The following is a 21980-nucleotide window of genomic DNA, read 5'->3' as shown; positions in this document are numbered from 1 at the left end:
CCTCCGCTGCCTTCCGCACCCGGCCGAGCTAGGGCGGGGGCGGACGAAAGGGAGCTACAGGCGCAAACAGTTCCCCAGTCATGACGGCGCAAATCGCCGCGGCAGAGACGCTGCCAGCCTATCCTCGCCGGACTCGGGTAGACTTGGCACTATGCAGCGCCTGTTCGACTGATCTTATCGAAAGGGTACCCAGCATTCGCAATCCGCGATTGCAGTGCGACATTTTCGGCACGGCGATCCCGGAATCCCCGTCACATGCCCCCGTGAGCCAGAAACTTGTCTCGCGAGGACTTGTCTTCCGCCGCCCCTGCACTCAGTTTTGCATTGCGGGAGCGCGATGGCGTCGCTCTCCCGCTGCCCTCCTTGGGCGTTTCCTCCCTAGACTTCGGGCCGCTCCCTTGGGGGTGGCCTTTTTCTGCGCGCGAGCGTGTCTTCGGCGACAATGCTCTAGCGGCTGGGCGCGGCGCCGTTCCGGCGGCTCTCGGCCAGGGCCGCCACCTTGCCCGCCGCCTCGTAGAGATTGATCCGCGAATAGGCGCCGAATTCCGAGCCGTCGTCGAGGAAGCCGCCGCCGGGCCCCTGGGTCTCGGTGAGGATGCGGTTGGCTTCGGCGACGGTCACTTCGGGGAAGGCGGCGGTCAGCAGATGCCCGGCCTCGGGGGCCACGGCCGCGATGTCGAGGGGCTTGGCGGCCTGTGCCGGATGCACCACCGGCAGGCCGTAGGTCAGGGTCGAGGCGTAGAAGGCGGCGTTGGTCGCCTCATCCTTGAAGCGGCTCTGGTCCTGCGCGGCGCAGGTGGCGACGTCCGCGCCGCAGGTCTCGGTCACGAAGGCGTCGATCTCGGCGCGGGCGGCCTTCACCACGGCCGGATAGTCGGTGAGCGTCACCGTCTTGGCCGTGTCGGCGCTCGCCGGATCGATGACCGCCGGGTTGGTGCGGATCTGCCCGACATAGGTCGGATCGTTGGCGAGCAGATGCGCGAGGGCGTGCAGCGAGGTCGCCCGGCCGCCGATCACGTCCATGGCGTAATGCGCGCCCACGACGATACGGCTGTTCCCGTACTCGGCGGCGCGGACCACCATCTGCCGGTAGCGACTGGGCACGAGGATCGCGAGGATCATCGACTCGGTGTAGCCGTAGGTGGTGTGGCCGCTCGGATAGGACGGGCTGTCGGTGAGGTCCTGGCCCGGGCCGCGCAGCCAGTCGAGGCTATGCGACGGTTTCCCGAAGTAATCCTCGCCCCGGTAGGCGGTGAGGACCGGCAGGGTCTGAAACGGGCGGGGATTGCCGTAGGCGTCCGAGCCCGGTGTGCCCGCGAGACGGCCATAGGCCCGGCCGAACGCATCCGTCACCGCACCGTTTCCGAGGATCGCGGCGGCCTCCTCCGAGACGGGCTTCTTCCCATGCGACGTGGCGTTGGCGAAGAAGTACTTGCCCGCGCCCGAATCGGACTTCGTCACGTTGTTCGTGTAGCCGATCAGCTTGGCCACGGCCGGAGAGACGCTGGTGAAGGTCTTGTAGTCGGCATAGCGCGCCTTGGACTGGTAGGCGTCGCCGATGCGCGTGCCGAGGCCGTCGGCGAGCTGAGTCGCGTTGCCGTCGGTGATGAAGCAATCCTTCAGGGCGAGCTGGCGCCGCTCGGTGAGCGGCAGCAGCGCCGGCTGGCTGGAGGCGCCGCTCTGGATGTCGCCCGTCACCTTCAGGTTCGCGTCGAGCGCGGCCTTGCCCTCGGGGCTTGCCAGCAGCCGCGCCACCGGCACGAGTCCGCGCAGCGCGCTGAGGTTGGCGGTGCTCTGCGCCGACGCCGGGACCGGTACGGCGAGGCACAGGGCCGTGAGCGAGAGGGCGGTGATGTGTCTCATAAGGCCTATCCCGTTTGGTCCGGGGCCTACCCGGCCCGCGTGACCGGTCGATGACGGGTCAGCCGCGGGCGCGGGCGCGGATCATGAAGTTGTCGTAGGTATATTCCGCCACCTGGAACCAGAGATACTCCTCGTTGCGGAACATCCGCAGCGCTTCGTAAACCCGGCGGAAATCCGGGTTCTTGGACGCCATCTCGGCATAGACCTCGTTGGCGTTCTTGAGCGCGGCCTCCATCACCTCCTGCGGGAAGGGACGCAGCTGCGCGCCACCCGCCACCAGACGGCGCAGGGCGCGCGGGTTACGGGCATCGTACTTGGCCTGAACCTCGGTGCTGACCTGGGCGCAGGCCGCCCGCAGGATCGCCTGATAGGTCTTGGGCAGGCTCTTCCACTTCTCGGCGTTGATCCAGACATGGAGCATCGCGCCGCCCTCCCAGAAGCCGGGATAGTGATAGATCGGGGCGACCTTCTGCAGGCCCAGGCGCTCGTCGTCGTAGGGGCCGATCCATTCGGCCGCGTCGAGCTTCTTCGATTCCAGGGCGGCGTAGAGATCCGGCCCGGCCACCGCCTGCGGCTGCACGCCGAACTTCGTCAGCACCTGCCCGCCCAGCCCGCCGATGCGCAGCTTCAGGCCCTGAAGGTCGGCGAGGGTCTTGATCTCCTTGCGGAACCAGCCGCCCATCTGCGCGCCGGTATTGCCACCGGGCAGGCAGACGAGGCCCGCCTTGGCGAAGACTTCGGTGAAGAGTTCGGCCGCGCCGCCCGCATGCCACCAGGCTGCTTGCCCGCGGGCGTTCAGCCCGAAGGGGATGGCAGTGGCGAGGCTGAAGGTCGGGTCCTTCGCCGCAGCCAGGGAGGCCGGGCCATGCCCCATCTCCACCGTGCCGGCGGCGACCGCATCGAGCAGCCCCTCGGCGGGCACCGGCTCGCCCGGCCCCTGCACCTGGATCTGGAAGCGTCCGTCAGTCGCCTCCGCGACGATCCGGCCGAGGGATTCGGGCGCGCCGAACAGGATGTCGAGATTCTTGGCGTAGGCCGAGGACAGGCGCCAGCGCAGCTCGGGCGCCGCCTGGGCCAGGGCGGGCGCCGCGAGCGGGGCGGTCAGGGCCGCGCCGAGGCCGGCCGAGAGGAGGTTCCGCCGGGCCGGGGAGGCGGGGCGGAGCGGGGCGTGTGTATCGTCCGAAGGCATCTCGTCCGGGCTGGTCGTCCGTGCCGCAGGGAATCGGCCGGGGTCGGTAGCATGGCCGACACCCGTGCCGAAACGGATCACCGGCCCGGACGGTTCAGCGCCAGGACGATCTTTGCGGTCGGATCCGCCGGTTTCATTCGCGATGGCGTTTCGGATGAAGCGAGCCGATACCGCCCGCGCGACCCATCAAGGACATCCATGCTTTCACCCGAACCCGCCCTGACCCTCCACACCGTCTGCGGCCTGGAGGAATTGACCGGCCATGGCGAGGCCGGGGTGAGCCATGTGCTCTCGCTCCTCGATCCGGGGACGCCGGAGCCGACCGCCTTCGAGGGCTACGGCGTGCATCGGCGCACGACGCTGTTCTTCCACGATTGTCTCGGCCCCGGCACGGACAAGCACGGCACGGTCCTGATCCCGCCGGAGCGGAGTGACGTGGACGCGATCCTCGCCTTCGGACGCGATCTCGGGGACGCCTCCCATGTGCTGGTGCATTGCCATTACGGGCTGTCGCGCTCGACGGCCGCCCTGCTGATGCTGTTCGCTCAAGAGGAGACGGGGACGGACGCAACGGCCCTGGTCGAGCGGCTGCATGCCCTGCGCGAGCCCGCTTGGCCGAACGCGCGGATGATCGCCTTCGCCGACGCGGCTTTGGGGCGGGGCGGAGACCTCAGCGAGGCGGTGCGGCGGTTGCACGCCCTGCAATTGCGGGTGCGACCGCATCTGGCCGACCTGTTGCGGGGGCTGGGGCGGGGTGAGGAAGTCGAGGCGGCGCTCGCGTGAAGGCAGGGCGCTCCCCTGCACCCGCCAAAGGGCCTGCCCTTTGGGACCCCTATTTTCCGGCGGGGGTGAAGTTGCCGTCCTTCCAGACGTAGAGAACGTAGCCCTGGGCCGTGACGTCGCCTTTGGAATCGAAGCCGACCGTGCCGAGGACGAGGTCGAACCGCTCGTTGTGCAGCGCCTGGGTGATCGGGCGCGGCTCGGTGGAATGGGCAAAATTGCCTGCCGCCACCAGGGCTTGCATCGCGGCATAGCCGTAGATGGTCGAGCCCGTCGGGTCGATGCCCTGCGCCTTGAACGTCTTCACTACGCCCGCCGCCGCAGGCTGGCGGCTCGGGTCGAGATAGAAGGTCATCAGCACGCCGTTGCTCGCCGGGCCGGCGGTCTTGGCGAAGTCCGGCGTGGCGATGGAGGACGTGCCGAACCATTGCGGGCGATAGCCCCGGTCGGAGGCGATCTTGACGAGACGCCCCATCTCCGTGGCGTCGCCGCCGTAATAGACCACTTCGATCCCGGCGGCCTTGAGCCGGTCGGCCAGGGCCTCGTCGTCCTTCTCGGCGGGCTGGAAGGACAGGAACAGGGTCTCGTTCACGCCGATGCGGTTGAGGTTATCCTTCGTCGCGGCGGCGAGCATCCGCGAGGGGGCGGACTGGTCCTGCAGCAGGGCGATCTTGCGATCGCGAAAACGCTCGGCCAGCACGGCCGCCGAGAGCCGGGCCTGATCGTCGTCGCGCCCGCACACACGGAAGATGGTCGGCAGGCCCCGGTCGGTCAGCTTGGCTGCCACGGAGGCCGCCGTGATCATGACGATGCCGTTGGCGGCGTAGAGATCGGACGCGGCGATGGACGCGTTCGAGCAGACATGCCCCACCACGAGGCGCACGTTCGAGCGGATGAAGTGGTTGGCCACGGCCGTGGCCGAATTCGAATCGCAGACGTCGTCCTGCACGTCGAGCACGACAGGCTGGCCGTCGAGCCCACCCATGGCGTTGGCCTCGCGGGCCGCCGCCTCGACGCCGCGCAAAACCTGCTCGCCCACGGCGACGTAGGGGCCGGATCGCGGCACGGCCACGCCGACCGTCACATCGGCCAGGGCGGGCTGGGCGAGGCACAGGCCCGAGACGATCAACGCGGTGGCGAGGAGCCCGCGGGCGGGGACGACACGTCCGGCTTTCATCGGGCTCTGCTCAGCACCCTCTTCGCAGGCTGCGGGCGGGGCCTTGAGACCCACGAGCCGCAGCCCATACGCGAGGTCATGCCAGAACGCGATTTTTTTTCCGTATCTCTCGGCTACTTTGCGTAGCTGTACACGGCCGCTGCCGAGGCGACAGGGCCCGTGATGGTGGAGAACACGCCCAGCACCTTCTGAACCTCGGTGAACGGCGCGTTCGAGACGTAGACCAGATCGCGGTTGCGCATGCGGAACGCCTGCGCCGTGAACAGGCTGTTCGGATCGCGCATGTCGATCCGGTACACCACCGGCACCAGCGGCGTGCCCGTCAGCTTCGAGCCCGGCGCGAGGCGGCGCACGATGGCCGCCGGCTCGAACCGGAAGATGAAGGTGCCCGCCGGATCGGCCTGGAAGTCCGACAGGCCGCGCGCCTTGGCCAGCGCCTGCGCCAGGGTGATGCCGTCCGCCTGGAACGGCAGCTCCGTCGCATTGCCGAGCGCACCCACCGCCAGGAAGGTCTGCGGGTCGCGCACCAGCGTCAGCACGTCGCTCGGCCGAAGGAAGATGTTCTCCTTCGGGTTCGACACCACCGTCGTCAGCGGCACCGTGGCCGTCACCGGCCCGCGCGACAGCCGCACGAAGGTCTCGGACACCGGCGAGCGCACGCCTCCGGCGCTCGCGAGCACATCGAGCAGGCGGTCGCCATGGCCGGACAGCGGCAGGCGGGCGCCCGATACGGCTTCGCCGGTCACCGTGACCGTTTGCGAGATCGGCTTGGTGACCGAGACGAGCACCTGCGGCTGAATGGCCTTGCCCGCGAGTTCGTTCTCGATCAGCGCTTGCACGTCCTGCGGCCTGCGCCCGGCGACCTGGATCCGCCCGGCATAGGGAACGGAGATCGCGCCGTCGCGGCCCACCGGCTGCTCGGGGATGAGGGCGGATTTCGAGCCCGCCGAGAAGCGGTCGGCCACGAGCGGGCCGGAGAACAGGCCGCCGGACCCGGCCTCCCAGATCGAGACGGCGACCATGTCGCCGACCCCGATCAGCGGCTCGGCGGAGGGGCGGTGATCGCCGAAGGAGGCGAGCAGGCTGTCGAGGGGACGCCCGCGCAGGGCTTCGATGACGGCGGGGGTAACGTCGATGATCTCGTAGCGGGCGAGCAGGCCGCCGCCGGTTCCCGGCACCTCGGCCCCCGCCTGGATCGCATTGGCCGTCGGCCCCGCCGCAGGCAGGAGCGTGCAGCCCGACATCGCCACCGTGGCGAGCAGGATGATCGGAAAGGTGCGCATCCGGCCGGTATCCATGGGTCCGCAGCATTCGGGTCCGCGGATGTCGTGCCTAACCCATGGGCTGGCGTGAGTCCGTAGCGGGCCCGCCACACTGGCTGCCGCACGCCGGGGAAAGCGCGATAATCCTCGCTACCCCCACTATTCCGGTGAAGTCAGGCTCAGTTGACCTGCGCGATCGTCGTGCCGATCCGGTCGTAGACGCCGTCGAGCTTGGCGCCGTAGAGCTTGAGCGTCCCGGCGATCACCGCGAAGATCAAGCCGCCGATCATGGCGTATTCGATGGCGGTGGCGCCGCGCGTATCACCGAGGAAGCGCGCGAGGCTAAGCAGCCCGGGATGGCGGCCGGTGAGGAAACCTCTGGTTGGGTTTGCTGTCGGCTCGCACATCGTCCCGAAACCGGTGGGCCGCCCCGTCTCGCGGACGGTGGTGGTTCCATGGCATAACCCACCGGGATTGCTGCGGACTTAACGTGATTCAGGCGTGACCCGCCTTATGACGCAACGCATCGATCCGTTTCGACGCTTCGGCCTTGTCGAGGTCATCGTTGAACGCGTCGGGTTCCTTGGCCTCCTCGGACAAGGTCTTGAGGTAGGAGGCCTGTGCGCCGGTCATCGGCTCGCCGCCGGTCGTCCACTGGTCCGGATCCTTGATCTGGTTCGAACTGTCCTTTGGATCGATCTTGGGGTTCTGCGCCTCGGTCGTGGTCTGCTTGGCCATAGGGCCCTCCGTTCCTGAATTGTTCTATTAACGGAGAGATAAGGGCGTGGTTCCCCGCCCTCCACAGGAGGTTGAAGCGCTCTGTGGCGGTGCGAACACAGGCTGTGGCGAGAGCGCGATGTGGCGGGGAAGCAGCCGTAGCGTCCCCCATTCCGCCGTCACTCCGCCAGCTCGAGGCCGTTTTCCGGCCTCATTTTCCGGCGACCCAGCTTGACCATAGAATAAGCAGCACCCGGGTCTCGGAATGCACCGCCTCTTCCTTGCTGCCGCCATCGCGGTCGCGCCAGCGTCCGCCTTTGCACAGACACCGCGCGACAACATCGACGCGCTGATCGAGCAGCAGGCAAAGGCCAATGGAGTGCCGGCGAGCTTCGTGCACGCCGTGGTCAAGCGCGAAAGCAACTACAACCCGAAGGCGAAGGGCGGCAGCGCCCTCGGCCTCATGCAGATCAAGCACGCCACGGCCCGGTCCCTAGGCTATACGGGCGACGCGGCGGGTCTCTACGACCCCGAGACCAATCTGCGCTACGGGGTCGCCTATCTCGCGGGGGCGTACCGCACCGCGCAGGGCAACCTCCACCAAGCCTACCAATACTACAACCGCGGCTATTATTACGCCGCCAAGCGCCAGGGCATCCCGACGGTCGTCGCCTCGACCGTCGCGCCCGTGGCGGCCTCCGCCAGCGCCCTGGCGAGCCTGTTCACCGGCCGCACGCCCCTGGCTCCCGCGCCCGTCGCCATGGCCTATGCCGCGGCCGAGCCGGTGCAGGTCGAGGCGGTCGAGGTGCCGCTGCCGCCGCGTCGGCCCGCCGCCCTCGCCGGTGGCGCGCAGGTGCAGTTCGCGAGCCTGACCACCGATGCCCCGTCCCCCGGCGCCGCCGCGGCCGTGCAGGCCGCGGTCGCGGCGGTCGAGGTACCCCTGCCGCCCCGGCGGCCGACCGGCTTCGGCGCCGCGGTGCAGGTTGCCTCCGCCACCTCGGTTGAGACGACGCCCGCCGCCCTGAGCGAGCTTCGCCTATCGCCGACCACCGCCCCGGTCGCCACGGCCGAGATCGTCGGTGCCCCGCAGGTCGAGGCGGTTGCCGTGCCGCTGCCGCCCCGGCGCCCGTCGCCGAAGCTCCTGGCCTTCTCGGCTCCGGCCCGTCCGGCCCCCGTGACGGCGACGGTGCAGGAGGCCGTGGCCCTTCCGCCGCAATAGAATTGTGCAATGCGCAAAAGGTATTGCCCTTCGGCATTCCCGAGGCTTGACCACCGGGTCGTTCCGCAACACATAGACACGACACCGTAGTCGAGGCCCCTAGAGGTGCCTGTGCGCCCGTGAGAGGCGGATGCGGTAACATCGAATTCATCCGGGGTCGGGTAAACTGGCACGAACGCGCCGCGTCGCGCCTTCCGATCCCTGTCGGAACGCTTGGCTGCCGTACGCGTCCGGGCGGACCGGCGTCCCCCAATGGCAGGAAAGCGAACGGCGCCATGGCCGGCGTGATCGACCAGGAGAACCACTTCCTTGCGGATCTCGGCCGCCGGGTGCGCCATGCGCGTACCGTGCGTGGCCTGTCCCGCAAGGTGCTGTCGCAGCTCTCGGGCCTGTCCGAGCGCTACATCGCGCAATTGGAAGGCGGGCAGGGCAACGTCTCGATCATCCTGCTGCGGCGGGTGGCCAACGCCATGGGCGTGCGCCTCGACGACCTCATCACCGGGGACGACAGCGTCCCCGATTGGCCCGTGATCCGGGACCTTCTCACCAAGGCGGATCCGAACCAGATCGCGGCGGCCAAGGACATCCTGTCCGGCGGCAACCGCAACGAAGCCTCGAACGGGGCGCGAGTGGCGCTCATCGGCCTGCGCGGCGCGGGCAAGTCCACGCTCGGCAAGCTCGCGGCCGAGCGCCTCGGCTGGACCTTCGTGGAGCTCAACGCGGAGATCGAGCGTGAGAACGCCCTCTCGGTGCAGGAAATCTTCGCGATCTACGGCCAGGAGGGCTATCGCCGCCTGGAGCAGGCGGCCCTGCGGCGGCTCACCGAGCAGCCTGGCCCGCTGATCCTGGCGACGAGCGGCGGCATCGTCGCCGAGCCGCTGACCTACGATCTGCTGCTTCAAGCCTTCTACACGGTCTGGCTGCGTGCCCGGCCGGAAGAGCACATGAACCGCGTGCGCGAGCAGGGTCACCTGCCCACCACCGGGGACCACGCTTCGGCGATGCAGGAACTGCGGGCCGTGCTGGCGAGCCGCGAGCCGCTCTATGCCCGTGCCGCCGCGCAGGTCGACACCTCGGACATCCCCGTGTCGGTGATGCTCGACCGGCTGACGGCAACGATCGAGACCCGGTTCGGCCTCGCCCGGGCCGAGTGACAGCAGCCCGGCGCACATCAGCCCTGCGCACCTGCCGCCCTTGATCGCATCGGTGCGGCACACCACGCTGTCTCACAAGTGTTCAAAGGGATGATCCCTTTGGTGGGGTCCAGGGATGAAACCCCTGGGTTGAGTAAGACCCCTGAATTCAGTGACAGGTCACCACGGGCGTGGGAGCATGAGCGCAAGTCCAGCCTTCAACACCAAGACGGACCTCGCCGTCTGCGACCCCGTCTGGTCGCGGGTGCGGGACGAGGCCGAGGAGGTGCTGCGCACCGAACCGCAACTTGCCTCGCTGATGGTCGCCACGGTGCTGAACCATCCGACGCTGGAGGCGGCGGTGGCGCATCGGGTCGCGGCGCGGCTCGGACATCCCTCGTTGCCGGCGGAACTGATCGCCCATTCCTTCCATGAGGCGATCCAGGCCGATCCCTCCATCGGCGCTGCCTTCCGAGCTCGATATCGGGGCGGTGATCGACCGCGACCCCGCGACGTTGCGCGCCCTCGAGCCGGTCCTGTATTTCAAGGGCTTCCACGCCCTCGAGGCTCACCGCCTCGCCCACCACGTGTGGAATCGCGGGCGGCGCGATCTGGCCCTCTACCTCCAGAGCCGCGTCTCGGAGGTGTTCCAGTGCGATATCCACCCCGCCGCGCGGATCGGCCGGGGCGTGTTTCTCGACCATGCCACTGGCCTCGTCGTGGGCTCGACGGCGGTGATCGAGGATGACGTGTCGATCCTGCACGCGGTGACGCTGGGCGGCACCGGCAAACAGCGCGGCGACCGTCACCCGAAGATCCGCCGCGGCGTGATGATCGGCGCCGGGGCCAAGATCCTCGGCAATATCGAGGTCGGCGCCTGCGCCCGCGTCGCTGCCGGCTCGGTGGTGCTCCGGCCCGTTCCGCCCAACACCACGGTGGTGGGCGTGCCGGCCCGCGTCGTCGGGACGGCAGGCTGTGACGATCCGGCCCGCGCCATGGACCAGCTCGTCGCCCTGGATGCGTTCATCCATGTGGGAGAGGGGATCTAGCCGCCTTCCCTGCGGCACCGCTTGCGATGGGGATGTCCCCGTGGCAATCGCTGCCCCTCGCTCCACGCCGCCAGCGGAGAACAGACAGCGTGACCAAATCCGAGATCGCGAAGCTGCAAGCCTACATGCGCCGCACCTTCGCGAACACCAACATCCGCATCCAGGCCATGAAGACCGGCGACACGGCCGAGGTGTTCATCGGCGAGGAGTCGATCGGCGTGGTCGCGGACGACAAGGAGGACGGCGACGATTCCTTCGTGTTCCGCATGGCCATCCTCGATATCGACCTCGAGGACGTCTGAGGCGCGAACCGCCTGTGCACCGGTTAACGCTAAGTAAACTCTCTGCTTAACGTTCGGTAAACGATGGACCAGAGTACGCGGGCCATTCCGGGACCGCGTGCCATGACGATCAGCCCCGCCGCATTCGATTCCCTGCGCACCCTGTGCATCGGCTTCGCCCTGTCGGGGCTGCTCGCCAGCGCGTTCGAACTGTTCGCCGCGCGGCGAGCGAGCTTCAACCTGCTGCAGCGGGGCGGCATCCTGGCGGTGGCGGCCCTGCCGCTCCTCGCCTTCTCGGCGCCCTTCATCATCCTGCGCAACACCGTGCGTGGCCGTCGCATCGAGGGGCGCCCCGTCCCCTTCATCATGCTGGCGACGATGATCGCCTGCGGCTGGAGCCTCCTGTCGGGTCGCCTTGCCCTGAACCTCGCGGCGATGATCGCCGGGGTGTGACGTCCCTTACGGCTCGGCGGTCGCGACTTTCGCACCCTCTCCCCGGCCATCCTCCTCAAGGGACACCCAAGCCACGCCTTCCTGTCCTGCGCGCTTCACGAAGCTGTAGGGCACGCGCTTCCAGGGGCGGATCTCGTCGGTCTTGTTGTCGAGGATGAAGTCGCCCCGGTCGGTGCGCACGGTCAGCACCGCGTGGCCCTCGTTGATGTCGTCGATCACCACCGTCATCAGCAGCGCCCGCCGGGGCAGGCCGCGCTCGGCGAGCATACGCCGCTTGAGCAGCTCGATAATCCTCGCAATCACCGAAGCCGTCATCGGGGAAGTCCCAGCGATCGACCACGCCCCAATGGGCCTTGTCGGTCATCGGCTTGATCCGGCCATTCACCCGGGCGTTCACGCTGCGCAGGGTTCGCCATGTGGCGAGCGTCAGGGGGATCACCTTGGGCTGCGCCGGATCGATGGTGCATTCCTCGGGCATGCGTCGGCAGAAATCGGCCCAGCCCGCGATGCTGCGAGTCGGCGGCCCGCCCGGTTCGAAGACGCTGTCGGGAAGGTCGGTGCCGCGATGGGCGTGGGTAGTTGCGCTGCCGAGGGTGAGAATGAGCCCGACAATGGCGAGGCTGAGGCCCTGCCGCGCCCGGCTGAGACAGGCACCGGCGCGCCATCGCCCGGCGGTCCAATCGCCGAAGGGAAAGCCCGGAATTCCCGCTCCCTTGACCATGCTCCATCCCAGCGCCGCATGACGATGGGAGGCTTGCACGCTCTGATTGAACAGACAACCGAAAAATGAACGGGAATTAACTCGCCGGCAGCAGCAGGAGTTCCGTAGAGGGCAGCATTTTTTGACGCAGGACTCGGCCCTTACCTATGCGTCAAGGGAATATCGGCCCTGCGAACGGTCCGGTAACCCTTTCGTCCCCTTGCTTTTCTGCCCCTTTGCCGGCTTGAAATGCGCCGCCCGACGCGGCCGAGCGCGGTGCCCTATCGAACTTCGTCGCAAGAATGCGGCCACGGCACGGCACCGTGACCCAGAGTTGAGGACGTCAACCATGCAGCCCGCTATCCAGCAGGTGATTCGAGCCCTCGCCGAGGATGGCCGGGTCGGGGCCCTCGGTCTCGCGGAGCACGCGGTGAACGCCTACCTCGAGGGTTCCCCCTCGGCCGGAGACCGCGCCCTGTCCCTCGACATCCTCTCGCGTGATCTCGCTTCGCTGCGGGGGATCGCGCCGCATCTTGCCGCCTTCATCGGCCGGGTCGAGACCTACGTGTCCGGGCTCGCCCGCACGGACCTGCCGCGCGCGGCCTGATCGTTTCAGCGATTTGCGGTGGTCACCGGCGAGGTGGCCCCGCCCAGCGAGACCCAGGCCACCGCGTCCTGGCTCTCGCGCTTGATGAACACATAGCCGGTGCGATGCCACGGCAGGACCAGATCGGTCTTGTTGTCGAGGATCAGGTCGCCCCGGTCGGTCAGCAGCGTCAGCACCGCGTGACCCTCGCCCTTCTCGTCGATGACCACCGTCATCCGCATGGCCCGGCGCGGCAACCCGGACAGAGCGAGCAGATGCCGCTTCAGAAGCTGGTAATCCTCGCAATCGCCGGAACCGTCCTCCGCGAGATCCCAGCGGTCGGCGACGTTCAAATGCTCCATGTCGGTCAGCGGCTCGACCGCCTTGTTGATGCGCTTGTTGATCGCGACGATCGTGGTCCAGATCGCGGGCGTCAGGGCGATGCGCGCAGGCTCGCTGCGGTCCACGGCACATTCCGCCGCGTAGGTCTCGCAGAACGTCACCCAAGCCGCGATCGGCCTCGCTTCGGCCCTCGGGATGATGCCGGGCTCGCTCGGCAGGCTCGCCAGCGATTGGGCCTGCACGCCGGTCGCGGCGCCCATCAGGGCTGCCACCGCGATCACCGCGCCCCGCATCGCCTTGAGAAATCCCGCGCCCATCGCGTGTAATCCCGTGTCTCTATAGACCTAGGATTGCGCTCACCCCCTCCTTCGCGCTGAAGCGAATGCGGACAATTTTATGCATCGGCCGTTCGAGGGGCGGGAGCACGATGCAGAGTCGATGCGCCCCTCGCCGGATCCGCTAAATTCGCCTGATCGCGGCGAGGTGTCGTTAACCGTGGGGATTCCGTTTCACCGGCGACGCGCGGGTGGGGCGTCACCCCGCCGTCTGGTCGGGCTTGCGCTCGGCTTCGCCCTTCAGTTCCGGGAAATCGGCCTGCGTGAAGGCAATGCCGCGATACGGATCGTCGGTCACGCCGTCATGCTCCAGGCGGCGCAGCTGCACCCGGCGGATCTTGCCGGAGATGGTCTTGGGCAGCTCGTCCACGAATTCCAGGGCGCGCAGGCGCTTGAAGCCCGCGAGCTTGACGTTGGTGAAGCGGAAGATGTCGAGGGCCGCCTCCGGCCCGGCCTTGGCCGAGGCGGTGAGCAGCACATAGGCCTTGGGGATCAGGTAGCGAAGCGGGTCGGGCACCGGCACCACCGCCGCCTCGGCGACGAGGGGGTGCTCGATCAGCACGCTTTCCAGTTCGAACGGGCTGATCCGGTAGCCGGAGGATTTGAACACGTCGTCGGCCCGGCCGACGAAGGTGTAGCAGCCCTGCGCATCCACGAAGGCGACGTCGCCGGTGCGGTAGAGGTCGCCTTCGGCGCCGGTCAGGCGCCCGCGCCCGTCATCGTAGCCCTGCATCAGCCCGGCGGGGCGGTGGGCGCCGAGTTCGAGACAGACCTCGCCCTCGCTGGCGGGCTGGTCGTCGGCATCGAGCACCCGCACCCGGTAGCCGGGCAGGGGCCGCCCGAGGGCGCCGGGCACCACGGGCTGGCCGGGCGTGTTCGCCATCAGCGCGGTGGTCTCGGTCTGGCCGTAGCCGTCGCGGATGGTGAGGCCCCAGGCCGACTTCACCCGCTCGATCACCTCGGGGTTCAGGGGCTCACCCGCCGCGCAGACCTCGCGCAGCTTGAGGGTCCGCCCCTTCAGTTCCTCCTGGATCACCATGCGCCAGACGGTCGGCGGAGCACACAGCGTCGTGGCACCGGTCTTCTCGAGTTGGTCCAGCAGGATGCGGGCGTTGAACGGCGCCTGATTGATCACGAGGATCGTCGCCCCTGCATTCCAGGGCGCGAACAGCGACGACCACGCGTGCTTGGCCCAGCCGGGGGACGAGACGTTGCAATGCTGGTCGCCGGGCTGAAGCCCGAGCCAGTACATCGTGGACAGGGCGCCGACCGGATACGAGCGGTGGCTGTGGCGCACCAGCTTCGGCTTCGCGGTGGTGCCGGAGGTGAAATAGAGGATCAGCGGATCCTCGGCCCCGGTCGGCTGGCTGGGGGAGAAGCTTTCGGAGGCCGCGAATGCCTCGTCGAAGGCGCGCCAGCCATCCGTCGCCGGGCCCGTAACGATGCGGATGACGTCCGTCGTATCCAGCTTGGCGAAGCGTGAAATCTGCTCCGGCCCGGCCACGATGGCCTTGGCCCGGCCGCGTTCCAGCCGGTCGGCCAGTTCCTCGGCGGTGAGCAGGGTGGTTGCGGGGATCACCACCACGCCGAGCTTCATGGCGGCGAGGAAGGTCTCCCACAGGGGCGGCACGTTGCCGAGCAGCAGGAGCAGGTGGTCGCCCCGCTTCAGCCCGAGGCCCGCGAGGTGGTTCGCCACCTGGTTCGAGCGGCGGCTCAATTCGCCGAAGGTGAGCGATTGCTCGGCCCCGGTGGCGGCCTCCACGATGCGCAGGGCCGGGCGGTCGGGATAGTCGGCGGCCAGGCCGGCATCGAACCAGTCGAGCGCCCAGTTGAACGGCACCGGATCGGGCCATGCGAAGGCCTCGACAGCGGCGGCGTAATCCGTGCGATGGGCCAGCAGCAGATCGCGGGCTTCCCGGAAGCTCGGCATGGTCGTCCTCCCCTCTCTTTGTTCGTCTCGCGTTCCCCCTCCCTCATCCTGAGGTACCGCGAAGCGGCCTCGAAGGAGAGCCCAGCAGTCTCAGCAGGTCCTGGAGCCCTCCTTCGAGGCCGCCGCTCGCGCGACGGCACCTCAGGATGAGGCTTGAGAGGGGAAACCCGGTGTCACTTATGAGAAAACGTCGCTGGGCGCTTCTCCACGAAGGCGGCCATGCCCTCCTTCTGGTCGTCCGTGGCGAACATGGCGTGGAACACCCGCCGCTCGTGCCGCAGGCCCTCGGCGAGGGTGGTCTCGTAGGCGCGGTTCACCGCTTCCTTGGTCATCATGGCGGCGGGCTTCGACATGCCGGCGATGATGGTCGCGGTCTTCACCGCCTCCTCGACGAGGTCGGCGGCGGGGACGATGCGCGAGGCGAGGCCGCAGCGCTCAGCCTCAGTCGCATCCATCATGCGCCCGGTCAGGCACATCTCCATGGCCTTGGCCTTGCCGACATAGCGGGCGAGGCGCTGGCTGCCGCCCATGCCGGGCATGACGCCGAGCTTGATCTCCGGCTGACCGAACTGCGCCGTGTCGGCGGCGAGGATGAAGTCGCACATCATCGCCAGTTCACAGCCGCCGCCCAGCGCGTAGCCCGCCACCGCCGCGATGATCGGCGTGCGCACGGCGTTGAACCGCTCCCAATCGGCGAAGCGATCCTTACCGTAGACCTCGGCATAGGTGAGGTGCTGCATCTCCTTGATGTCGGCACCCGCCGCGAAGGCCCGCTCTGAGCCGGTGATGACGATGCAGCCGATCTCCGGGTCCGCATCGGCCTTGGTCACCGCCTCAATCACCTCGGCGGTGAGCTGCGCGTTGATCGCGTTGAGGGCCTTCGGCCGGTTGAGCGTGAGGAGGAGAACCCGCCCCCGCGTCTCGGTGAGAATGGTCTCGTAGCTCATCACGCCTGTCCTTCCGTGCCGCGGAGCATACGGATGATGGCGGAAAAGTCCTCACCCCCGTGGCCGAGGCCGTCGAACAAACCGTAGATCTGTGCCGCTTCGGCGCCGAGCGGCGTCGAGGCGCCGGCCGCCAGCGCGGCGGCCTGGGCGAGGCGCAGATCCTTCAGCATCAGCGCGGCGGCGAAGCCCGGCTTGTAGCCGTTGTTGGCGGGCGAGGCGGGCACGGGACCCGGCACCGGGCAATAGCTCGTCAGAGACCAGCACTGGCCGGAGGAGACCGAGGCGACGTCGTAGAGCGCCTCGTGCGACAGGCCGAGCTTCTCGCCCAGTGCGAAAGCCTCGCAGACGCCGATCATCGAGATGCCGAGGATCATGTTGTTGCAGATCTTGGCCGCCTGACCGGCCCCGGCCTGCCCGCAATGGAACACGTTCTTGCCCATGGCCTTGAGCAGCGGCTCGGCCCCGGCGAAGGCGGCCTCCTCGCCGCCCGCCATGAAGGTGAGCGTCCCGGCCTTGGCGCCACCCGTCCCGCCGGAGACCGGCGCATCGACGGAGAGGCAGCTCCGCGCCTTCGCCAGGGCGTGCGCCTTGCGGGCGCTCTCGACGTCGACGGTGGAGGAATCGATGAGCAGCGTGCCCTCGGGAACGGCCTCGGCGATCTGGGTCCAGACCTCGATGACGTGGCGCCCGGCGGGGAGCATGGTGATCACCACCTCGGCGCCTTGGGCAGCTTCGAGGGCCGAGCCGACCACCGTCACGCCCGCCTCGCGGGCGAGGTCGAGGGAGGCGGGCACGAGGTCGAAGCCCCGGACGCGATGCCCGGTCTTCACGAGGTTGGCGGCCATGGGGCCGCCCATGTTGCCGAGCCCGATGAAGCCGATCGTGCGTGCCATTGTCGTCCTCCCTGTCCCTGATGGTCTCCCACCCACACCCTCATCCTGAGGCGCCCTCGTTGGCGGGCCTCGAAGGAGGGCTCCAGATCGCTCCGAGAATCCCGGAACCCTCCTTCGAGGCTGCTTCGCAGCACCTCAGGATGAGGCCGAGAGTGAGAGGCAATTGGTGTTCACCTCACACCGGCCCGGTGCGATCCTTCGAAAACACCGGCTCCGCCCGCGTCTCCAGCCATCGGGCGATCCGGGCGGGGTCGACTTGGTCGAGGCTCGAAGGGTTCCAGCGCGGTGACTTGTCCTTGTCGATCACCGCCGCGCGGATGCCCTCGCGGAAATCGCCCTCTTCGAGCACTGCGAGCGAGGCGTGGAACTCGCGCTCCAAGCAGGCCTCCAGGGTCGGCGCCGCGCGGCCGAGGCGCAGCAGGCAGAGCGTCAGTACGAGGCTCGATGGCGCCTTGGTGAGGAGAACCTCTTTGGTCTCGGCGGCGAAGCCGGAACCGTCCGCGTCGAGGGCCGAGACGATCTCGTCCATCATGTCGAAGGCGAAGCAGCGGTCGATCACGGCGCGGTGGGCGGCCAGGGGCGCCGGGCCGGGGTCTTTTGCGAAGCGGGCGAGGGCGGCGTCCGTGTCCTCGCCTCCGGCCAGGGCTTGGATCAGGTCCGGCAGCGAGGCCGAGGGCACGAACACATCGGCCATGCCGCAGAGGATGGCATCGGCAGCGCCGATCTGCGCGCCGGTCAGGCCGAGATAAGTGCCGAGTTCGCCCGGCGCGCGGGGTAGGAGCCACGTCCCGCCGACATCGGGCAGGTAGCCGATACCGGTTTCCGGCATGGCGACGCGGGAGCGCTCGGTGACGACGCGGTGCGCGGCATGGCCCGACAGCCCGACGCCACCGCCCATGGTGATGCCGTCCATCACCGCCACGAACGGCTTCCCGTAATGGCTGATGCACGCATCGAGCCGGTACTCGTCCCGCCAGAAATCGGCGGCCACCGCCGTCCCGTCCTCATAGAGAGAGCGCAGGTCGCCGCCCGCGCAGAGGGCGCGCTCGCCCTCGCCGGTCAGGAGCACGGCGGCGATGGCGGGATCGGAGGCGAAACGATCGAGCGCCTTGTCGATCAGCCCGACCATCGTGTGGTTCAGGGCGTTCAGCGCCTTCGGACGGTTGAGGCGGATGCGGCCGAGCGCGCCTTCGGTCTCGACGATCACCTCGTCCATCAGCGGCCTCCGATCAGGGCGCGGGCGATGATCACGCGCATGATCTCGTTGGTGCCTTCGAGGATCTGGTGAACGCGCAGATCGCGGACGATCTTCTCGATGCCGTACTCGGCCAGATAGCCGTAGCCGCCATGCAGCTGCAGGGCTTGGTTCGCCACCTCGAAGGCGGCATCCGTCACATGGCGCTTGGCCATGGCGCAGAGCTGCGTCGCCTCCGGCGCCTTGGCGTCGAGGGCCCTGGCGGCATGGTGCAGGAAGGTCCGCGAGACGGTGAGCGCCGTCTGCATGTCGGCGAGGCGAAACTGCAGTGCCTGGAAATCGGTGAGCTTGCCGCCGAAGGCCCGGCGGTCGCCCATATAGGCCAGCGCCTTGTCGAGCGCCGCCTGGGCACCACCGAGGGAGCAGGCGGCGATGTTGATCCGCCCGCCATCGAGGCCGCTCATGGCGATCCGGAATCCCTCGCCCTCGGCGCCGAGGCGGTTGGCCACCGGTACGCGGCATCCGTCGAAACGCACGGCGCGGGTAGGCTGCGCGTTCCAGCCCATCTTGCGCTCGTTGGCGCCGAAGGAGAGGCCGGGCGTGTCCTTCTCCACCACGACGGCCGAGATGCCCTTCGGCCCCGGCTCACCGGTGCGGACCATGCAGACATAGAGGTCGCTGGCGCCCGCGCCGGAGATGAACTGCTTCTCGCCGGTCAGGACGTAATGGTCGCCGTCGCGCTCGGCGCGGGTGCGCAACGACGCCGCGTCGGAGCCGGAGCCCGGCTCGGTCAAGCAGTAGCTCGCAATGGTATCCATCGCGGTGAGGCCGGGAAGGAACCGCGCCCGCTGCTCGTCCGAGCCGTAGGCGTCGATCATCCAGGCGCACATGTTGTGGATCGACAGGAAGGCCGAGACGGTCGGGCACCCTTGTGCCAGCGCCTCGAAGATCAACGCCGCCTCGATCCGCCCGAGGCCGGTTCCGCCGGATTCCTCGCGGACGTAGATCCCCGCCATGCCCAGCGCGGCGGCTTCACGGAGCGTGCCGATGGGGAAATGTTTGGTCTCGTCCCACTCGATCGCGTGGGGGGCGATGTGGTCGGCCGCGAAGGCGGCGGCCATGTCGCGGATCGCGGTCTGGTCCTCGTCGAGGCCGAATTGCATGGGTGGTCCTCCCCGGTCTCGGAACGAAGCGCGGGTGTACCCCCTCTCCCCACAGGCGGGGAGAGGGGATGCCCAGAACTTACCGCATGGTCGGGATCGAGAACTCCGCGCCGCTCTTGATGCCGCTCGGCCAGCGCTGCGTGATGGTCTTGGTCTTGGTGTAGAAGCGGATCGAGTCCGGCCCGTGCTGGTTCAGGTCGCCGAAGCCCGAACGCTTCCAGCCGCCGAAGGTGTGGTAGGCGATCGGAACCGGGATCGGCACGTTCACGCCGACCATGCCGGTGTTCACGCGGGTGGTGAAGTCGCGGGCGGCATCGCCGTCCTGGGTGAAGATCGCGACACCGTTGCCGTACTGGTGCGTCGAGGGAAGGGCCAAGGCCTCCTCGTAATCCTTCGCCCGCACCACCGAGAGCACCGGCCCGAAGATCTCTTCCTTGTAGATCGTCATGTCCGGGGTCACGTGATCGAACAGCGAGCCGCCGAGGTAGAAGCCGTTCTCGTAGCCCTGGAGCTTGAAGCCGCGCCCATCGACGGCAAGCTTCGCGCCTTCCTTCACGCCGGTCTCGATGTAGCCGCGCACCTTCTCCACCGCCTCGCGGGTGACGAGCGGGCCGTAATCGGCGGCTTCGTCATGGGACGGGCCGATCTTCAGAGCCTCGACGCGGGGGATCAGCCGCTCCATCAGGCGGTCGCCGGTCTTCTCGCCCACCGGCACCGCGACCGAAATCGCCATGCAGCGCTCGCCCGCCGAGCCGTAGCCCGCGCCGATCAGCGCATCGACCGCTTGGTCCATGTTCGCATCGGGCATGATGATCATGTGGTTCTTGGCGCCGCCGAAGCACTGGGCGCGCTTCCCGGTCTGCGCGGCGCGGACGTAGATGTACTCGGCGATCGAGGACGAGCCGACGAAGCCGACGGCCGAGATGTCCTCGTCATCGAGGATCGCGTCGACCGCCTCCTTGTCGCCGTTCACGACATTGAGGATGCCCGGCGGCAGGCCCGCCTCCAGGAAGATCTCGGCGATGCGCATCGGCACGCCAGGATCACGCTCGGACGGCTTCAGGATGAAGGCGTTGCCGCAGGCGATGGCCGGGGCGCATTTCCACAGCGGGATCATGGCCGGGAAGTTGAAGGGCGTGATGCCCGCGACCACGCCGAGCGGCTGGCGCAGGGAGTAGACGTCGATGCCGGTGCCGGCCGATTCGGTGTACTCGCCCTTGAGCAGGTGCGGGATGCCGCAGGCGAACTCGACCACCTCGACGCCGCGCTGGATGTCGCCCTTGGCGTCGGGCACGGTCTTGCCGTGCTCGGAGGCGAGGAGTTCGGCCAGTTCCTGGTTGTAGCCGCGGATCAGCTCCAGGAAGCGCATCATGACGCGGGCGCGCTTCTGCGGGTTGGTCGCCGCCCAGGCCGGCTGGGCTGCCTTGGCGTTCTCGACTGCCGCGCGCATCTCGGCGCGGCTCGCCAGCGCGACCTTGGCCTGGACCTCGCCGGTCGAGGGGTGGAACACATCGGCCGTCCGGCCGCTCTCGCCGCCTACGATACGGCCGCCGATGAAATGTCCGACGTTGCGCATGGCGCACCTCCCTATGAAGTCTGCCGAATCCGGCTTTTGACCAAGGTTAGCAGAGCGCGCTGAACGATAAAGCTGGACCGGCTCGCAGCGGTCGTGCATCGATGCACGGCGTTTGTCACAGGCTTGGTTCGGGCGATGGTCGCGAGAAGGGTTACCGGAAGCTGGGACGATCTGCGCTTCTTTCTCGCGGTCGCGCGAACGGGGACCCTCAGCGCCGCCGCCGGGCAGACGGGTACGGAGCACACCACGGTCGGGCGCCGCATCCGCGCGCTGGAAGACACCCTCAGCGCGCAGCTCTTCCACCGCAGCAACCTCGGCTACGCGCTGACGGAAGCGGGCGAGAACCTGCTCGCCGCCGCGGAGAGCATGGAGAGCGCCTTCGTGTCGGCCAGCGCGGCGACGGAGGCCGCCCACACGGTGTCCGGCACGGTGCGGATCGGCGCGCCGGACGGGTTCGGCAGCGTCTTCCTCGCAGCCCGGATGCACCGGCTGACACGGCGGCATCCGGGGTTGGAGGTGGAGATCATGGCCACCGCCCGGATCTTCAGCCTGTCGAAGCGAGAGGCCGACATCGTGGTCAGCCTGTCCCCGCCGCAGCAGGCGCGGGTGGTGGCGCGCCGCCTCACCGATTACCGGCTCTTCGTCTATGGCGCCGAGAGCTACCTCGCGAAGCACCCGCCGATCCAGGCCGTCGCCGACCTCGAAGGGCATCCCTTCGTCGGCTACATCGAAGACATGCTGTTCACGCGCGAATTGAACTATCTCGGCGTGCTCGGTCCGGCGGTCTCGGCGCGGCTGCGCTCCACCAACCTGCTGGCGCAGGTCCACGCGACGCTCGCCGGGGCGGGCCTGTGCATCCTCCCCGCCTTCATTGCCGCTGCCCATCCGGGCCTGAGGGCAGTGCTGCCGGAAGCGGTGTCGCTGACGCGCGCCTTTCACATGCACATCCACGAGGATCACCGGCAGGCTGCCCCGATCCGCGCGGTGGCGGCCTTCATCGCGAGCGAGGTCGAGGGTGCGCGGGAGCTGTTCGCAGGGGTGTGAGCGCGTCGCGCCCGCGCCACAGGAAGGGCAAATCGCCCCATCAACCTCGACATCGACGCGGGGATGGGACATGAGGCACGCAGAGCCGGCATGGGCCGGGCCGCCTTGACTCCGCGCCGCGCCGTTCGCAGCTAAGATGCTGTATA

The 21980-nt window shown here is 68.6% G+C and carries 20 protein-coding genes and 2 pseudogenes; 8 read left to right on the top strand and 14 right to left on the bottom strand.

Annotated features, from left to right (window positions below):
* Nucleotides 1–447: 447 nt before the first annotated feature.
* Together ACFQE0_RS06180 and ACFQE0_RS06175 are read right to left on the bottom strand one after the other, a co-directional pair.
* Nucleotides 448–1863, bottom strand: a complete 1416-nt coding sequence (locus ACFQE0_RS06180; RefSeq protein ID WP_378968065.1) for a phosphatase PAP2 family protein — start codon at nucleotides 1861–1863, stop codon at nucleotides 448–450.
* Between the two features lie 58 nt (nucleotides 1864–1921).
* Nucleotides 1922–3052, bottom strand: coding sequence for a TRAP transporter substrate-binding protein (locus tag ACFQE0_RS06175; protein ID WP_378968063.1), 1131 nt, complete (start codon nucleotides 3050–3052; stop codon nucleotides 1922–1924).
* Between the two features lie 198 nt (nucleotides 3053–3250).
* Between ACFQE0_RS06175 and ACFQE0_RS06170 the strand changes: the two genes are divergently transcribed.
* Nucleotides 3251–3835, top strand: coding sequence for a tyrosine phosphatase family protein (locus tag ACFQE0_RS06170; RefSeq protein ID WP_378968061.1), 585 nt, complete (start codon nucleotides 3251–3253; stop codon nucleotides 3833–3835).
* Between the two features lie 49 nt (nucleotides 3836–3884).
* Here the strand turns inward: ACFQE0_RS06170 and ACFQE0_RS06165 are convergent, their stop codons facing one another.
* The 4 genes from ACFQE0_RS06165 to ACFQE0_RS06150 form a co-directional block, all read right to left on the bottom strand.
* Entirely contained in the window at nucleotides 3885–5009 is a 1125-nt protein-coding gene (locus tag ACFQE0_RS06165; protein ID WP_378968059.1) for a branched-chain amino acid ABC transporter substrate-binding protein, read from the bottom strand.
* A 113-nt stretch (nucleotides 5010–5122) separates the two neighbouring features.
* Entirely contained in the window at nucleotides 5123–6292 is a 1170-nt protein-coding gene (locus ACFQE0_RS06160; protein ID WP_378968057.1) for a polysaccharide biosynthesis/export family protein, read from the bottom strand.
* Between the two features lie 158 nt (nucleotides 6293–6450).
* Nucleotides 6451–6678: a Flp family type IVb pilin gene (locus ACFQE0_RS06155; RefSeq protein ID WP_378968055.1), complete on the bottom strand. Its 228-nt coding sequence runs from the start codon at nucleotides 6676–6678 to the stop codon at nucleotides 6451–6453.
* Nucleotides 6679–6766: 88 nt separating this feature from the next.
* Nucleotides 6767–7009, bottom strand: a complete 243-nt coding sequence (locus tag ACFQE0_RS06150; RefSeq protein ID WP_378968053.1) for a DUF3072 domain-containing protein — start codon at nucleotides 7007–7009, stop codon at nucleotides 6767–6769.
* A gap of 244 nt (nucleotides 7010–7253) precedes the next feature.
* Here ACFQE0_RS06150 and ACFQE0_RS06145 point away from each other — a divergent pair, with 244 nt between their 5' ends.
* From ACFQE0_RS06145 to ACFQE0_RS06125, 5 genes and pseudogenes are all read left to right on the top strand, one after another.
* Nucleotides 7254–8207: a lytic transglycosylase domain-containing protein gene (locus tag ACFQE0_RS06145; RefSeq protein WP_378968051.1), complete on the top strand. Its 954-nt coding sequence runs from the start codon at nucleotides 7254–7256 to the stop codon at nucleotides 8205–8207.
* 197 nt (nucleotides 8208–8404) lie between these two features.
* A complete protein-coding gene (locus tag ACFQE0_RS06140) occupies nucleotides 8405–9361 on the top strand; it encodes a helix-turn-helix transcriptional regulator (RefSeq protein ID WP_378975315.1) in 957 nt (318 codons plus the stop codon).
* A 178-nt stretch (nucleotides 9362–9539) separates the two neighbouring features.
* A pseudogene (cysE, locus tag ACFQE0_RS06135) lies at nucleotides 9540–10389 on the top strand (serine O-acetyltransferase).
* 89 nt (nucleotides 10390–10478) lie between these two features.
* Nucleotides 10479–10691: a DUF3126 family protein gene (locus tag ACFQE0_RS06130; RefSeq protein ID WP_243957216.1), complete on the top strand. Its 213-nt coding sequence runs from the start codon at nucleotides 10479–10481 to the stop codon at nucleotides 10689–10691.
* A 102-nt stretch (nucleotides 10692–10793) separates the two neighbouring features.
* Complete coding sequence (locus tag ACFQE0_RS06125; RefSeq protein WP_378968049.1) at nucleotides 10794–11123, top strand: DUF6949 family protein; 330 nt, start codon at nucleotides 10794–10796, stop codon at nucleotides 11121–11123.
* Between the two features lie 6 nt (nucleotides 11124–11129).
* Here ACFQE0_RS06125 and ACFQE0_RS06120 read toward each other — a convergent pair.
* Nucleotides 11130–11844: pseudogene (locus ACFQE0_RS06120) on the bottom strand (transglutaminase-like cysteine peptidase).
* 328 nt (nucleotides 11845–12172) lie between these two features.
* On the opposite strand from ACFQE0_RS06120, the gene ACFQE0_RS06115 reads away from it, so the two are divergent.
* Complete coding sequence (locus ACFQE0_RS06115) at nucleotides 12173–12430, top strand: hypothetical protein (RefSeq protein WP_378968047.1); 258 nt, start codon at nucleotides 12173–12175, stop codon at nucleotides 12428–12430.
* Between the two features lie 5 nt (nucleotides 12431–12435).
* Here the strand turns inward: ACFQE0_RS06115 and ACFQE0_RS06110 are convergent, their stop codons facing one another.
* The 7 genes from ACFQE0_RS06110 to ACFQE0_RS06080 all read right to left on the bottom strand — a co-directional run bounded on the left by ACFQE0_RS06110 (nucleotide 12436) and on the right by ACFQE0_RS06080 (nucleotide 20790).
* Entirely contained in the window at nucleotides 12436–13068 is a 633-nt protein-coding gene (locus tag ACFQE0_RS06110) for a transglutaminase-like cysteine peptidase (RefSeq protein WP_378968045.1), read from the bottom strand.
* A 217-nt stretch (nucleotides 13069–13285) separates the two neighbouring features.
* Nucleotides 13286–15016, bottom strand: a complete 1731-nt coding sequence (locus ACFQE0_RS06105; RefSeq protein ID WP_378968043.1) for an AMP-binding protein — start codon at nucleotides 15014–15016, stop codon at nucleotides 13286–13288.
* A gap of 173 nt (nucleotides 15017–15189) precedes the next feature.
* On the bottom strand, nucleotides 15190–15963 hold the full coding sequence (locus ACFQE0_RS06100) for an enoyl-CoA hydratase (RefSeq protein WP_378968041.1): 774 nt from the start codon (nucleotides 15961–15963) through the stop codon (nucleotides 15190–15192).
* Nucleotides 15963–16856 carry a 3-hydroxyisobutyrate dehydrogenase gene (mmsB, locus tag ACFQE0_RS06095; protein WP_378968039.1) on the bottom strand — a complete coding sequence of 298 codons (894 nt, stop codon included), beginning with the start codon at nucleotides 16854–16856 and terminating at the stop codon, nucleotides 15963–15965. The genes ACFQE0_RS06100 and mmsB overlap by 1 nt, the downstream gene beginning before the upstream one ends.
* A 175-nt stretch (nucleotides 16857–17031) precedes the next feature.
* Nucleotides 17032–18072: an enoyl-CoA hydratase/isomerase family protein gene (locus ACFQE0_RS06090; RefSeq protein ID WP_378968037.1), complete on the bottom strand. Its 1041-nt coding sequence runs from the start codon at nucleotides 18070–18072 to the stop codon at nucleotides 17032–17034.
* A complete protein-coding gene (locus ACFQE0_RS06085) occupies nucleotides 18072–19214 on the bottom strand; it encodes an acyl-CoA dehydrogenase family protein (RefSeq protein WP_378968035.1) in 1143 nt (380 codons plus the stop codon). The genes ACFQE0_RS06090 and ACFQE0_RS06085 overlap by 1 nt, the downstream gene beginning before the upstream one ends.
* Nucleotides 19215–19293: 79 nt before the next feature.
* On the bottom strand, nucleotides 19294–20790 hold the full coding sequence (locus ACFQE0_RS06080; protein ID WP_378968033.1) for a CoA-acylating methylmalonate-semialdehyde dehydrogenase: 1497 nt from the start codon (nucleotides 20788–20790) through the stop codon (nucleotides 19294–19296).
* 135 nt (nucleotides 20791–20925) lie between these two features.
* Between ACFQE0_RS06080 and ACFQE0_RS06075 the strand changes: the two genes are divergently transcribed.
* Entirely contained in the window at nucleotides 20926–21834 is a 909-nt protein-coding gene (locus ACFQE0_RS06075) for a LysR family transcriptional regulator (RefSeq protein WP_378968031.1), read from the top strand.
* Nucleotides 21835–21980 lie beyond the last annotated feature (146 nt).

The sequence above is a fragment of the Methylobacterium komagatae genome, assembly GCF_042661665.1.
Taxonomy (GTDB): Bacteria; Pseudomonadota; Alphaproteobacteria; order Rhizobiales; family Beijerinckiaceae; genus Methylobacterium; species Methylobacterium komagatae.
This window is presented reverse-complemented; position numbering and strand designations above follow the sequence as displayed.

Bases quoted from the DNA above. Each gene is read 5' to 3' on its own strand.
- ACFQE0_RS06180 (WP_378968065.1), bottom strand. From the start codon at position 1,863: ATGAGACACATCACCGCCCTCTCGCTCACGGCCCTGTGCCTCGCCGTA.
- ACFQE0_RS06175 (WP_378968063.1), bottom strand. From the start codon at position 3,052: ATGCCTTCGGACGATACACACGCCCCGCTCCGCCCCGCCTCCCCGGCC.
- ACFQE0_RS06170 (WP_378968061.1), top strand. From the start codon at position 3,251: ATGCTTTCACCCGAACCCGCCCTGACCCTCCACACCGTCTGCGGCCTG.
- ACFQE0_RS06165 (WP_378968059.1), bottom strand. From the start codon at position 5,009: ATGAAAGCCGGACGTGTCGTCCCCGCCCGCGGGCTCCTCGCCACCGCG.
- ACFQE0_RS06160 (WP_378968057.1), bottom strand. From the start codon at position 6,292: ATGCGCACCTTTCCGATCATCCTGCTCGCCACGGTGGCGATGTCGGGC.
- ACFQE0_RS06155 (WP_378968055.1), bottom strand. From the start codon at position 6,678: ATGTGCGAGCCGACAGCAAACCCAACCAGAGGTTTCCTCACCGGCCGC.
- ACFQE0_RS06150 (WP_378968053.1), bottom strand. From the start codon at position 7,009: ATGGCCAAGCAGACCACGACCGAGGCGCAGAACCCCAAGATCGATCCA.
- ACFQE0_RS06145 (WP_378968051.1), top strand. From the start codon at position 7,254: ATGCACCGCCTCTTCCTTGCTGCCGCCATCGCGGTCGCGCCAGCGTCC.
- ACFQE0_RS06125 (WP_378968049.1), top strand. From the start codon at position 10,794: ATGACGATCAGCCCCGCCGCATTCGATTCCCTGCGCACCCTGTGCATC.
- ACFQE0_RS06115 (WP_378968047.1), top strand. From the start codon at position 12,173: ATGCAGCCCGCTATCCAGCAGGTGATTCGAGCCCTCGCCGAGGATGGC.
- ACFQE0_RS06110 (WP_378968045.1), bottom strand. From the start codon at position 13,068: ATGGGCGCGGGATTTCTCAAGGCGATGCGGGGCGCGGTGATCGCGGTG.
- ACFQE0_RS06105 (WP_378968043.1), bottom strand. From the start codon at position 15,016: ATGCCGAGCTTCCGGGAAGCCCGCGATCTGCTGCTGGCCCATCGCACG.
- ACFQE0_RS06100 (WP_378968041.1), bottom strand. From the start codon at position 15,963: ATGAGCTACGAGACCATTCTCACCGAGACGCGGGGGCGGGTTCTCCTC.
- mmsB (WP_378968039.1), bottom strand. From the start codon at position 16,856: ATGGCACGCACGATCGGCTTCATCGGGCTCGGCAACATGGGCGGCCCC.
- ACFQE0_RS06090 (WP_378968037.1), bottom strand. From the start codon at position 18,072: ATGGACGAGGTGATCGTCGAGACCGAAGGCGCGCTCGGCCGCATCCGC.
- ACFQE0_RS06085 (WP_378968035.1), bottom strand. From the start codon at position 19,214: ATGCAATTCGGCCTCGACGAGGACCAGACCGCGATCCGCGACATGGCC.
- ACFQE0_RS06080 (WP_378968033.1), bottom strand. From the start codon at position 20,790: ATGCGCAACGTCGGACATTTCATCGGCGGCCGTATCGTAGGCGGCGAG.
- ACFQE0_RS06075 (WP_378968031.1), top strand. From the start codon at position 20,926: ATGGTCGCGAGAAGGGTTACCGGAAGCTGGGACGATCTGCGCTTCTTT.